Source organism: Pseudoalteromonas sp. Of11M-6 (assembly GCF_022347905.1).
GTDB lineage: Bacteria > Pseudomonadota > Gammaproteobacteria > Enterobacterales > Alteromonadaceae > Pseudoalteromonas.
The window spans coordinates 33,858-47,295 of sequence record NZ_JAKRFW010000044.1 but is presented as its reverse complement, the minus strand read 5'-3'; the positions used below and the strand labels follow the sequence as shown (position 1 = coordinate 47,295).

Sequence of the window (13,438 nt, the reverse complement as noted above, 5' to 3'; positions counted from 1 at the left end):
TGCGTAAATTCGCCTTGCCTACAGGATGTAGGTACCTTAGCGAGAGCAGGACGCGGAAGCGGTGTTTTCCCTAAAACTCTCTGGCTAGACAAGGAAAAACTAAGTTGTGCTTTAGCAACAATGAGTTGGAACACTCCTTATCCAAACCTCAGGTTAAATAACTTGCCTAACTTCCAATCGAACTTTACAGCGCTGACGGCCGTTAAGATTAAAACAATCCCAAGCGTTTGTAGCATCGAAATCGTGTGCTCGAATGCAATAAAATCTACAAACAGCGCCACGACCGGATAAATAAAAGAAAGAATAGCGATTAATGTGGTGCTTAAGCGTTGAAACGCATCATACATGATCACATACATAAACCCTGTGTTGACGACGCCTAAGAATAGGATATTGCCCCAGCTCGATGAAGTCTCTGGGAAATGTGCAAAGTCAACCCAAGGCAATAAAAATAAACCGCCCAAAAAGATTTGGATCACAGCAACCACACCGGATGGCACTTGGCTTACCTTTTTTGTCATCAGCGTTGTAATGGTATACAGAAATGCAGCTCCAAGTGCCAGTAGCAGACCAAAAACGGCTTGATTGCTCTCTTGTGCAAAAATAACTGCGACTATTTCTTGATAGGGGATCCCCACAACCAACCATAATCCCACCACGGCGATGGTCAACCATAAAAGGATTGCTTTACTTGGATACTGACGATAAAGCACCGCACTTAATAATACCAACATCAGAGGTTGTAGATGGTATGCGATGATTGAAATTGAAAAAGGAATATAGTCAAACGAGGCGAATAACAGCACCCAGTTTCCGACCAGCACGATACCGCCGAGCAAGATGGTTATAAAAACGGGACCTTTAAACACCTCTTTTGTCAGTTGCTTTGTTACGAGCACGTATCCGAGAAGACACAACGCGCCAATAACACAACGTAAAAATACCACGTTCCAATAGGATTGTTGTGCACTGACGACAAAGTATCCTATGGTGCCAGATAGCACCATAGCTATTATCATCTCTATCGAACCCTTTTCTTTATCTGAGCCAAACATTGTTCACACCTTGTCATATTCAATTCTATACTTGCATATTACTTAGGGTTTGCCGTATTACTAATAGGCAATAAAAGGCTAATCTTTCTAATTTCCTAAAAATGAAAGGCAAAAATGAGAAAACTAATTAATAATGAAAAATGGTCGCTTGACGCGATAGATAGCAAGCTTATATCGCTGTTAGAAAACAACAGCCGGGTGTCTGTTGCTGAAATGGCCCGGGCAGTGAATATGTCTTCACCGAGTGTGAATGAGCGCATGAAACGTATGGAAGAGTATGGGGTAATTAGTAAATACAGTATTGAATTAGACCCAGAAAGCTTTGATTACCCGCTGACAGCGATTGTGCGTATTCGCCAGCATCCTGGTAAACTAAAACAACTTGAAGCGATGATCCAAAACATTCCTGAAGTGATTGAATGTGACAAAGTGACGGGAGAGGATTGTTTTTATGTGAGGTTGTGTTTTGAGAGTATGCCTAAGCTAGACGAAATTCTGGATAAAGTCTCCACGCTGGGTGATACCCACACATCGGTGGTGAAATCAACAGTAGTCAAACGCAGAAACGTGCCATATCAGATCCGCAAAAGGTAATCGCTAAGTATGACGAGTAGTAACGTTTTGACGGGATAAGCAATGCACAGCTAAACGTCAACAAATTTATAGTTTGTCACACTTTTTATAGCAATCCTGCCATCAATCTGGTTTTGAGTATGTTAGTATCCGTGCAGCAGTTTTTTACGAGATAGATTATGTTTCAACCAGTTAGCCTCTTTGTTGGGTTAAGATATAGCCGTGCTGCGAAAGGCAATGCATTTATATCGTTTATCTCATTTTTCTCAATTGCGGGTATCGCCCTTGGCTTGATGAGTTTGATCACCGTCAGCTCAGTGATGAATGGCTTTGAGCAAACCTTAAAAGCCGCCATGCTTGATTTGATCCCGCATGTGCAAATTAAGGAAAATGAGCAACTTGATCAAAATAAATTACAAGCCATTGAAAATCATCCTTTGGTTAAGCAAGTTTCGCCATATGTTGCAAGTGACGTAATTCTACAAACCAATCAAGATTTGGTGGGCGTGCAACTTCAAGGGCTATTTCAAGGGTATGAAACAGCGTTAGATGACGCCGTACGCGCAGGTAGCTTAACTCGATTGTATGAGCAAAAATACCAAGTGGCGCTGAGTCGCTATTTAGCCAATAAACTTGGCGTAAGCGTTGGTCAACAACTTCGCGTGATCATGCCTGAATTCACCACATACACACCGCTTGGCCGCACACCGACGCAGCGCTTATTCACCGTAGCTGCCATATATGATGGCCAAAGCGAAGCTGACACTTATTTGGCATTTGCCGACGGGAAGAGTTTACAGCGGTTAATGCGCAAGAAGCCAGAGCAATACGACCTTAACATTCATTTATATGATGCCTTTAGTCTGCCTGATTTTTATCAGCAAGCGGATAGCTTGTTACAAGGGCTCGAGATACAGGATTGGCAAACTCAGCAAGGCACATTGTTTGCGGCGGTTGCAATGGAAAAGCGCATTATGTCGCTATTACTTGGCCTTATTGTGATAGTGGCTGTATTTAATATCATTTCAGCGCTATCTATGATGGTGAGTGAAAAGCAAGGGGAAGTGGCTATTTTGCAAACGCTTGGCTTTACCCCACAAATGATAGCTAAAGTATTTATGGCGCAAGGGATGTATAACGGCATTTTTGGCACACTCATTGGTGTTGCTGGTGGATTATTGCTTTCGAACAATATTAATGAGGTGCTCCACCTCGCAGGCCTTCAGTTGCTTGGTGGCGCTGAACTTCCGGTCAAAATAGAACTAACAGATTTAACGATTATGGCAGTGGGCAGCATATTGCTAAGCTTTTTAGCAACCTTGTATCCAGCTAAACGCGCGTCGAGTGTGCTGCCAGCAGAGGTATTAAGATATGAGTGATTTAGTCATTGACTGCCAAGATTTGGTCAAAAGCTACCAAGATGGTAAAGCCGAAGTAACGGTACTAAAAGGCGTTGATTTATCTGTAACCCAAGGTGAGATGCTTGCCATTGTAGGTAGCTCGGGTTCAGGTAAAAGTACTTTACTGCATATTCTCGGTACCTTGGATAAAGCATCCACCGGCAGTGTAAAAATCAAAGGTGTGGAAGTTGGCAAGCTGTCACGTAAAAAGCAGGCGGAATTTAGAAATAAGCATTTGGGTTTTATCTATCAGTTTCATCATTTGTTGATGGAGTTTAGCGCGGTTGAAAACGTGGCGATGCCATTACTAATTGCCGGTAATAAAGCAAAACAAGCCCGCGAAAAAGCATTACTCATGCTTGATAAAGTAGGCTTGAGTCATCGTGCTGATCATAAGCCTTCAGAGCTTTCTGGGGGGGAGAGACAGCGTGTTGCGATAGCGAGAGCGTTAGTAACAGAACCTGATTTGGTGCTAGCTGATGAACCAACCGGCAATCTTGATAAGCATAATGCGCTAAGGATCTATGACCTCCTAGCTGAACTCAATCAGCAACTAAAAACCAGCTTTGTTGTTGTAACACACGACCTAGAGTTGGCAGATAAGCTTGGTCGTGCAGTGCAACTGGACGATGGCAAAGTAGGTGTGTATCAGCATGCTTAGTTATTTTTTAAGCAAACGTTTTAGAGAGTCTAAACGTCAGCTTGGCTTTATTGGTTTTTTAACCCGTGCTTCTACGCTTGGTGTAATGCTGGGTATGGCAGTATTGATAGTCGCACTTTCTGTGATTAATGGTTTTGAAGAACAATTAGAGCAGCGGCTGTTGTCGGTGGTACCGCAAGTTAGTTATCAAGCACCTTACGACCCTATTCAAGCGTGGCAGCAAAAAGTAGAGATCTTGGAGAGTCAACGTGGCGTCGTAAGCGCGACGGCTGAAATTAACTTAACAGCCATGCTGCAATACAAAGGCACCTTAAAAGCGGCGCAGTTAAAAGGGATCGCACCGAATAGGCATCATACGGTGTCGAGCATAGGTGATTTTATAAAAGGCGCAGAACTAAAGGCACTAAAACCGGGTGAAGTGATCATCGGCAAAGGGATAGCTGACAAGCTTGGCGTCGTGGCTGGCGATAATATCCAGCTCTTGGTTGCTAACAAACATTCGGATAATCCACTCGCTGCGCCAAAGCGATTAACGGCGACGGTGGTGGGGCTTATCGATATGGGCGGGCCACTTGACCAAACATTATCCTTAGTGCCACTTAACGCACTGCAAGAAGCGATGGATTTTAGAGAAGACCAAGTAACGGACTTGCGTGCCAAGGTGAGTGATGTGTTTCAGGCACAGCAAATTGCGACATCAGCGGGCAGGGCATTACCCGATTTAGTGTACGTGTCGTCTTGGTTTCGAACGCAAGGCGGACTGTATCAAGATATTCAGATGGTACGCACTATCGTCTATCTCGTGGTATTTCTGATCATCGCTGTAGCGAGCTTTAATATCGTCTCTTCTATGGTGATGGAAGTAAAAGAAAAGCGGGCGGATATTGCCATTTTGAAAACCATGGGTGCACAGGACAGTACGATTTTTTCGACTTTTGCGCTACAAGGTGTGACGTATGCAGGGATAGGTGCACTGCTAGGCACAGGGATCGGCATTTTTATTGCTATTAATATCCCCGATATTTTTAAAGCCTGGATCAATATGAGTGATACCAATCCGCTTGAAGGCGTCTACTTTATTGAGTACTTACCGAGCAAAATTATTTGGACAGACATTTATATCAGTTTAGTCACGACTTTTGTTATGGCTGTCGTCGCAAGCTTATATCCCGCTTGGCAAGCCACCAAAACGGATCCTGCCAAAGTACTGGGAAATGGCTGATGATGGCAAAAATTTATAGCCGGTAAAACCGGCTATAACAAGTATATATTGGCTGCAGATAGATTAAATTCCCAATAGAAGAGGAAACGTTTGATCAAGTATCAAGATGTTTGCATGTGTTCACATCACTAAAATGTCAAAGTGACTCGCACGGCTGGACAGGCCCTAACCATCAAGCTTAAACATATTTTTTAATACCAATTTGTCTTAATACTAGCTCAATTTGAAGGTGTAAATCTGACGCTACCTGCGTTAAAAATTTCTTATTTAGAACAACTCAATAGCAAAATCTTTGCCTTGCAGATATGGATGTAGGCACCTTGGCGGTAGCAGGATGCAGTAGCGGTGTTATCGACAAAATTTTCTCACTGCAGAATAGATCACTTAATTAAGCAAATTGATATAAAGCTCCCTTGTCCGCAAACTGTCCGGTGTCCGTCCAAATCCTCTCAATAAAGCCGTTAAATTACATAAATAGCATATAAAACAGTAAGATAAATTATGGCACGCTACTTGTTATTAGTTACTCATAATAATCGCGGACACCCTCTTGTCCGCAAGGAGGTAACATGATTAAAGATACAAGTGCGCAAGATAAACAAATCGCAAAGAAACGAACCATAAAAAAGCCTGTGCTTGCGTTGTTGGCCGTTGGCATCACCTTAGGTGGATTGACCAGTGCTTGGCCAAGCATTAACACAATTTTATCTGCAGAGCAGACGGTATCGCGGGAGCAAGTACGTCTCGCCACGGTAGTGAGAGGTGATATCAGCGAAGATATTCGTGTTGAAGGGCGTACGCTGGCTGCGAATAATCCCGACTTATACGCCATCGCATCGGGCACAGTAACGCTAAACGTTAAACCCGGTGATGCCATCAAAGCAGGGCAAGCGTTGCTTATCATAGACAGTCCAGAGCTTACCAACCGTTTACTGCAAGAAGAGGCGACATTTGAACGTTTACAAACGGAAGTTGAGCGCCAACGGATCTCGATTAAACAGCAGCTACTTGATACTAAACAACGCATGGAAATGGCGAAAGTAGACTTAGAAGCGGCAGAGCGGGAAATGGCACGCTCAAAACAAAGCATCGAAAAGCAAATTATCTCAAAATTAGAGCTTGAACAGTCAATGGTTGAACTTAAGCGCGCGCAGCTACAAGAGCGTCACGCCATCGATTCGCTAAAGCTTGAGCAAGAACGACTTGCGTTTGAGCTAAAAAGTAGCGAGCTGAGCCTAACCAGACAACAGCATATTTTAGAAGAAGTGCAGCGTCAGGTAGCGGCACTTAACATTATATCGCCGTTGTCGGGTATTGTTGGTACGGTGCATGTCCAGCAAAAGCAGTTTGTACAGCGAGATGCGGCGCTAATATCCTTGGTTGACCTTTCAGAGCTTGAGGTTGAAGCGCAAATACCAGAAATTTATGCCGACAATCTAGGTGTCGGCATGGCCGCTGAAGTAATTATCAATCAATACCAATACCATGCAAAGCTGGTCGCTATTTCCCCTGAAATCGAAGCTGGCCGTGTCAGTGCGCGAGTACGCTTTGATGAACAACCAAGTGGTCTTCGCCAAAACCAAAAGGTATCTACAAGAATTATCCTGTCACAAAAGCAAGACGTGCTCAAAGTAAGGCGTGGTGCATTTGTTGAAACTGGCGCAGGGCGTTTTACCTATACGGTTGTCGGTGAGCAGGTCGATCAAACACCCATTCAGCTCGGTGTAAAAAGTATTTCTGAAGTTGAAATTATCGAGGGCCTAAGTGAAGGACAAGAAATCGTGATTTCAAGTTTAGATCCGTTCAATAACAAAGCGCGAGTGTTACTCGGGAAGTAGCCTCATCTTGCGTACCGAATAAGAATGAGAAGGAATAGACAATGTTAAAAATGAATGAAGTAAGCAAAATTTATCGTACAGATCTGATTGAGACCCATGCGCTCAGCAATGTTAATTTAACCATTGAAGAAGGGGAGTTTATTGCGGTCACAGGCCCGTCAGGATCAGGCAAAACGACCTTTTTGAACATTGCCGGTTTGTTAGAGCGTTTTGAGCGCGGTGACTATTTTCTAGATGGTGAAAACGTTGCCAATCTTAACGATAGAAAGTTGTCTCAGCTAAGAAACGAAAAAATTGGCTTTATCTTCCAAGGCTTTAACCTTATCAGCGACTTATCTTTATATGACAACGTTGAAGTGCCGCTCATTTTTCGGGGGATTAAGGCCAGTGAGCGTAAAAAGCGCATTGAAGAAGCGCTTGAACTCGTTGGGCTTGCAAGCCGAATGAAACATCATCCCGCACAGCTAAGTGGCGGGCAACAGCAGCGTGTGGCTATTGCCAGAGCTTTGGCGGGGAAACCGCGATTCCTACTAGCGGATGAGCCAACGGGTAACTTAGACAGCTTAATGGCAAGGCAAGTGATGGATTTATTACAAGAAGTGAATCAGGCGGGTACAACATTGATTATGGTAACCCATGACAATGAGCTGGCACGACGAGCGGGTCGTAACATCCAAATTTTTGATGGTGAGCTAACCGACATCACCAAATCTCAGCTAACTGAACTGGCAGTGTAGGAGTAAGCGATGAAAGAGCTAATACTATTAGCTTGGCAGGGATTAAAGCAAAAACCCAAGCTAAGCGCACTGATGGTGATCAACCTTGCAGTTGGGATCACCTTGATGTTGACGATGTCAGCCATTGTAAAACAAAGCAGCAGTGAGGTGATTGGTTATAAGGGAGATCACTTGTACACCGCGGGCCTAAATTTTTTTGATGGCGACCAAGACGTTGTCGATTTTAACCAATTTCCACGCTGGACATATCAAGATGCAGAGGCGCTTAAGCAAGCGGATTTACCATACGAGCATCTATCATTTAACTACACCACAGAGTTTATTGTGGGGCTGGCGGATAACTCAGTTAGACCTATTAGTGTAGAAGCTTCTGGTACAGATAGAGAAATGTTTAGTGTACTAGATGCGCCGTTTATCCACGGAGCTTCTTGGAGTGAACAAAGCCAGCAAAGTGGTGAAGCGGTCGCTGTGATCAGTAAAAACGCTAATGACCATCTTTTTGGTGGGGCGAATTCTGTCGGGCAGTTTATTCAAGTTCAAGGCGAACAAATACAAGTCGTGGGCGTGGTTGATTTGAGCAATTATAAACGTCGTTTCCAAGATTTGAGCTTTAGTAATAATTACAATCACGATGCATTTATCCCGCTAAATTATGCCTATGCGCAAAACTTTCCAAGAACAGGGCAAGTATCGTGTAGAACCGACGATTTATACACCGCAACCAACCCGCGTAGCGGCAGTATCGACATGCTGAAAAGTGCTGAATGTGGTTATTTGACGGTTTGGTTCCAGTACCAAAATGATATGGGGGTGGCACATCTTGCAGAGCTAAAAACTTGGTTGAATAACTATACTGCAAATCAGCAAGTGGTTGGCCGTTTTCAACACAACAATCTCACCGATTTTTATAGCATGGGTGAGCTCTATATTTTGATCCAGCGTTTTATGGCATGGGAAGCCATTTACCTAACGTTTTCATATTTACTATTTGCCATTTGTCTAGTGAACACTGTGGGGATCCTACTGGCCAAATTCCAAGCCAATCGTAAGCTTATTTCCCTTTACCGAGCCCTCGGTGCAAACCGTGGGGTAATAATGAAAATTCACTTTTTAGAGATCTTGATGCTCACAGTTGCATCTGTGTTGCTTGGTTTTGTACTCGCATTTGCAGGACTCGAGTTGATGTTCCATTTGCGTATGTATCAGACGGATTATATGGCATTTGCCGAGCAGGTTCGTCAAATCTATCAGTTTGATGGTGAGCTGGCACTTTTGACCACCATAGGTATTTTCTTGGCGGTTGGGATATCTGGATTATATCCGGTATATCGTAGTAGCCGTGTATCACCAGCTGCAGAGTTAAGGGGGTAAGTATGGCGATTAAACATATTTTAAAACTGATCTTAAAACAAAAAAGTATTGCGCTGTTAATTATTCTACAAATCGCGATCACCGTGATGATTGTCAGCAATACCGCGTTTATCAGCTATGCAACGCTGCAAAACTGGCTAATTCCTTCAAAGTTGGAAGAGCAACAAATTCTCAATGTAACGACGCGTGTGTTTGATACCTCCGTAGACGTGCAGTCACTTATAGAAAAGGATATTCAAGCGATTGAAAATGTGCCTGGGGTCGTTGCCGCATCTTATGCTGGTAGAGAGCTGGTATTAAACAGCTTAGGCCCTGGATGGACTATTTTTAAAGATACCCAACCAGAAACGGATTACAGCGTGTTCGGCTACTTTGGCTTGGATGAAAAAGGGGTAGATGTACTTGGGCTTGAACTTGTTGAGGGGCGGAGATTTTATGCCAGCGAATTTATAAAAGGTGATGAGGCAACAAAAAATGCAGGCGTTATTATGATAAGTGACGACCTTGCCACGTCTTTATTTGGTGGTGACTCTGCCCTTGGGCAGACGGTGTATATTTCAAGACAACGCATTCCACATCAAGTGATTGGTGTTTATAAAGGTAAAATGCTTGGGGAAGGCGCAACGTACAATCAACAACACTACAATTCAGGGGTTGTACCTGAGGTCATATGGGGTAACCGTCAACGGGCAAATTATTTAGTCAGGGTTGAAAAAGGTGTGTCTGAGCGAGTGCTAGAAGAAGTTGAAACGGCACTGTATCACACCAGCGGACGAATGGTTGAGCGAGTAGAGTTTGTTGCTAGGGCAAAAAAACGTTTGTGGGATGGCCGTAGCACCTTTGCACTCACCATGGCAGGTATAAGCATCATAGCATGCGTGGTCACCGCGCTTGGTATTGTCGCACTTGTCAGCTTTTCTGTTAGCCTAAGAAAGAAAGATCATGGTGTACTTCGTGCGTTAGGGGCATCTAAAGGCAAAGTGATGTGGTCTTTAATTAAAGAAAATACAATTTTAGTCTTTATCGGTTTAGTGCTAGGCTTTGGTCTCTCGATTTTGCTTTACTATTTTTTGATGAATAATGTTCGCGTGCAAAGTGTGGTAGAGATCCCGTTATTGGTTGGGGTAGCTATTTTTACTTGGCTTGTGAGTACATTGGCAGTGTACCTGCCTGCCAAAGAAGCTGCGAAAGTGTCGCCGGCACAAGTAACTAAATCGAGTTAATAATAAAAACAACAAAGCCCCGAAAGGGGCTAAATCTACAAATTAGGATCAAAAGCGTTCATGAGTGTATTGGTAATTGACGATAATCCGGATGTAATTCAAGCCATTAAAGTCCTTTTGTTACTCAATGATATTCCGTGTGAAGGTGTTACCTCTCCGCAGCTGGGCCTAGAGAAGGTTCGTAGCAAACAGTTCGACTTAGTTATTCAAGATATGAACTTTACCCGAGACACCACCAGCGGCGCGGAAGGTAAAGCCCTGTATAAAGCTATTCGAGATTTAGAGCCAGACTTACCCATCATCTTACTGACCGCTTGGACGAATCTTGAAATGGCGGTAGAGCTAATTAAAGATGGTGCAGCAGACTACTTAGCTAAACCTTGGAAAGATCATAAACTCGTCACTTCAGTGAAAAACTTGCTCGAAATGCGAGAACTACAAGAGCAAGTAAGTAGCGCTGCTAATCAGCGCAATGCCAGATTACAAAAGCTAAAAGCGCAATACGACCTGTGTGGTGTGGTGGTTGCCGATCCGGCCATGTTGAGCTTGCTTGAAATGGCGACGCAGGTTGCGCACTCCGATGCACCAATTCTGATCACAGGACCAAACGGCGCTGGAAAAGAGAAAATTGCAGAAATCGTACAAGCCAATAGCAGCTATAAACATAAACCCTTTATTAAAGTGAATGCGGGGGCCATTCCGGCGGACCTCATTGAGGCCGAGTTATTTGGGGTTGAAAGTGGTGCTTATACAGGTGCACAAAAATCGAGGGCTGGGCGCTTTGAAGCGGCCGACGGTGGCACCTTGTTTTTGGATGAAATCGGCAACTTGTCTTTGACAGGGCAACAAAAATTGCTAAGGGTTTTACAAAGTGGTGAGTTTGAACGCGTTGGCAGCACGGTCACGAAAAGGGTAAATGTTAGGGTGATCAGTGCCACCAACAGTAATTTACCAGAGGCCATTCGCGCAGGTACTTTTAGAGAAGACTTGTATTATCGGATCAATATGATTGAGCTTAAATTGCCGCCACTATCTGAGCGAAAAGAAGATATTGCCGTGTTAGTGGATCACTTTTTACCGAGCAATAAGAGTTTGAGTAACGCAGCTATGAAGCAGTTAAAGCACCACACGTGGCCTGGAAATGTCAGGGAGCTTGAAAACACCATAGGCCGTGCTGTGTTGCTGAGTCCTAGGCAAGAAATTGAGTGTGAGCATTTAGCAATTCAAATACCACAACATGAAGAGCCGCTTGAATATACACAAGCAGATATCGAAGCTGCATTAGACAGCGCTGATGGCGTAGTCAGTAAAGCCGCAAGAAAGCTTGGATTAAGTCGGCAAGCACTATACCGGAGAATGGAGAAGTTTGGTTTAAAATGACGGTGTCTCTTCAAGCAGCGGTGTCTGCATGCCTATTTGTATCGCTATTGGTGTTTGCGGCTATTCTATGGCTGGCAGCTTTATTTGCAATACCATTTACTCTGGCAATTCCGGTGGGGCTGCTTGTTGCGGCGGTAGTAGGCGTTGTCGGTATCAGTTACTTTTTCTCTCGCCAACAGCGGATCATAGATTGCTTAACGGACGGGATCCGCAGTTTTAAAGATCAAGACTTTTCAGTTCAAATTACACATTTTGAAAGCATAGAAATGTCTGATCTAATTTTGGAATATAATCGTTTATCGACAACACTAAAAAAGCAGCGCCACGCCACCAGCCAAAGGGAGTTACTACTCGATACTATTTTGCAGGTGTCACCGGTATCTATTTTATTACTAAACCAATTTGATCAGGTTGTATATGCCAATGATAAAGCAGGAAAATTACTTAATAACAACAAGTCGTTAAGCGGCCTAGTACTGCATCATGCCATTGCGAATGCAGATCCTAAACTGCAAACTATTTTGCTACAAAAAGAGTCTGGGTTTGTGACTTTTCAAGCCAATGATGAAAAGCAAAGCTATTACTTTTCAAGGCAGAGCATAACGCTCAACCACCAGCCACATATATTGTTAATGTGTCAAAACTTATCCAGCGAAATGAGCCGTCAAGAAGTGGGACTGTGGAAAAACGCCATTCGGCTGATAAGTCATGAGCTTAATAATTCATTAGCACCCATTTCTTCGTTGACTAACTCCGCAAACACGATTGTTGAGCGCAGTGTTAAAGAACAAAACCATGCCCTGATCCAACTGCTTCCCGATATGTTGGCAACCATTAATCGCCGTACCGAGAACTTGAGTGAATTTGTGGCTAAATATAGCGAATTTGCAAGATTACCGGCTCCTAATATTACAGAGCAACCCTTGCAGCCCTTACTTGATACCGTTAGTAAGCTTTATGACTTTACTTTGCTGGCAGCACTTCCCTTGGAGCGCGCTTTTTTTGATCCCATACAGGTAGAGCAGGTGATGATTAATTTGGTTAAGAACGCCCATGAGTCAGGATCTAAAATAGAAGAAATAGGCGTTAAACTGCTGGTTGATTATCAACGCCTCATTGTTGTAGTCGTGGATAGAGGGGTGGGAATGGAAGAAGAGAAACTTGCAAATGCAGTACTGCCATTCTTTTCTACTAAACCAAGTGGCACAGGGGTAGGATTGAGTATTTGTAATGAAGTCGTGATTGCTCACGGTGGACAACTTAAGCTATTTAATCGCAAAAAAGGTGGCTTAATGGTGCAGTTTGATTTACCACTCGTCGCACCAAAAGCATAGCGTTGTAATGACACTGACCCATATCTGGTAGGAGCGGGTTCACCCCGCGATCTTTTTGGCTCTAATGCCGCACTTTAAGCCGCGGGAATATTTGTGCCCAGATAAATCACGACCCACAGATATTATCGGTTGAGCGCATATCTATCGACAGGCAAAGGCAGAACAGTGATACTTAAGCAAGTTGACAATATAGGGAAATGAACTTGAACACGAAAACTCAAACGACCAACCATTTTCTACTCTTCGCGGGTGTGTGTACAGCCATTGCGGCAGTGGCGCATATTGGCTGCATTATTTTTGGTGCACCTTGGTATCGATATTTCGGTGCCGGCGAGGAAATGGCTACTATGGCCGAGCAAGGGCTTATTTATCCTCACCTTATCACTGCCGTTATCGCTACGATTTTACTGCTCTGGTCATGCTACGCGTTTTCAGGGGCGAAACGGATCCGACAATTACCTATGCTTAAAATCGCCCTGTGTGTAATAAGTGCAATCTTTTTAATAAGGGGAATTGGGTTTGTTTTTATCATGCCAACGATCCCAGATAACAGCATGACATTTTGGCTGGTGAGTTCCTCAATTTGTTTGGTAATAGGAGGGGCTTACGCGCTTGGAACCAAAAAGGCATGGTCACAAATTTAG

Annotated in this window: 12 protein-coding genes; 11 read left to right on the top strand and 1 reads right to left on the bottom strand. The window is 43.7% G+C overall.

Annotated features, from left to right (window positions below):
- Positions 1–137: 137 nt before the first annotated feature.
- A complete protein-coding gene (locus MHN32_RS18485; protein ID WP_239422488.1) occupies positions 138–1,055 on the bottom strand; it encodes a DMT family transporter in 918 nt (305 codons plus the stop codon).
- A 114-nt stretch (positions 1,056–1,169) separates the two neighbouring features.
- Here MHN32_RS18485 and MHN32_RS18480 point away from each other — a divergent pair, with 114 nt between their 5' ends.
- The 11 genes from MHN32_RS18480 (at position 1,170) to MHN32_RS18430 (ending at position 13,438) form a co-directional block, all read left to right on the top strand.
- Complete coding sequence (locus tag MHN32_RS18480) at positions 1,170–1,649, top strand: Lrp/AsnC family transcriptional regulator (RefSeq protein ID WP_239422487.1); 480 nt, start codon at positions 1,170–1,172, stop codon at positions 1,647–1,649.
- A gap of 158 nt (positions 1,650–1,807) precedes the next feature.
- Positions 1,808–3,007: a lipoprotein-releasing ABC transporter permease subunit gene (locus MHN32_RS18475; protein ID WP_010604888.1), complete on the top strand. Its 1,200-nt coding sequence runs from the start codon at positions 1,808–1,810 to the stop codon at positions 3,005–3,007.
- Positions 3,000–3,689, top strand: coding sequence for a lipoprotein-releasing ABC transporter ATP-binding protein LolD (lolD, locus tag MHN32_RS18470; protein WP_045990679.1), 690 nt, complete (start codon positions 3,000–3,002; stop codon positions 3,687–3,689). The genes MHN32_RS18475 and lolD overlap by 8 nt, the downstream gene beginning before the upstream one ends.
- Complete coding sequence (locus MHN32_RS18465; RefSeq protein WP_010604886.1) at positions 3,682–4,911, top strand: lipoprotein-releasing ABC transporter permease subunit; 1,230 nt, start codon at positions 3,682–3,684, stop codon at positions 4,909–4,911. Before lolD ends, MHN32_RS18465 begins: the two co-directional genes overlap by 8 nt.
- 569 nt (positions 4,912–5,480) lie before the next feature.
- Positions 5,481–6,749, top strand: a complete 1,269-nt coding sequence (locus MHN32_RS18460; RefSeq protein ID WP_239422486.1) for an efflux RND transporter periplasmic adaptor subunit — start codon at positions 5,481–5,483, stop codon at positions 6,747–6,749.
- Between the two features lie 41 nt (positions 6,750–6,790).
- Positions 6,791–7,486 (top strand): ABC transporter ATP-binding protein, encoded by a 696-nt coding sequence (locus tag MHN32_RS18455; RefSeq protein ID WP_239422485.1) that lies wholly within the window; start codon positions 6,791–6,793, stop codon positions 7,484–7,486.
- Between the two features lie 9 nt (positions 7,487–7,495).
- Complete coding sequence (locus tag MHN32_RS18450; RefSeq protein ID WP_237115996.1) at positions 7,496–8,857, top strand: ABC transporter permease; 1,362 nt, start codon at positions 7,496–7,498, stop codon at positions 8,855–8,857.
- Positions 8,858–8,859: 2 nt separating this feature from the next.
- Positions 8,860–10,080 carry an FtsX-like permease family protein gene (locus tag MHN32_RS18445; RefSeq protein WP_174168802.1) on the top strand — a complete coding sequence of 407 codons (1,221 nt, stop codon included), beginning with the start codon at positions 8,860–8,862 and terminating at the stop codon, positions 10,078–10,080.
- Between the two features lie 60 nt (positions 10,081–10,140).
- The gene (locus MHN32_RS18440; protein ID WP_235368134.1) at positions 10,141–11,460 is read left to right on the top strand and encodes a sigma-54 dependent transcriptional regulator; all 1,320 of its coding nucleotides are present in this window, start codon (positions 10,141–10,143) and stop codon (positions 11,458–11,460) included.
- Positions 11,457–12,794, top strand: a complete 1,338-nt coding sequence (locus tag MHN32_RS18435) for an ATP-binding protein (protein WP_239422484.1) — start codon at positions 11,457–11,459, stop codon at positions 12,792–12,794. The genes MHN32_RS18440 and MHN32_RS18435 overlap by 4 nt, the downstream gene beginning before the upstream one ends.
- A 197-nt stretch (positions 12,795–12,991) precedes the next feature.
- Positions 12,992–13,438, top strand: a complete 447-nt coding sequence (locus tag MHN32_RS18430; RefSeq protein WP_239422483.1) for a hypothetical protein — start codon at positions 12,992–12,994, stop codon at positions 13,436–13,438.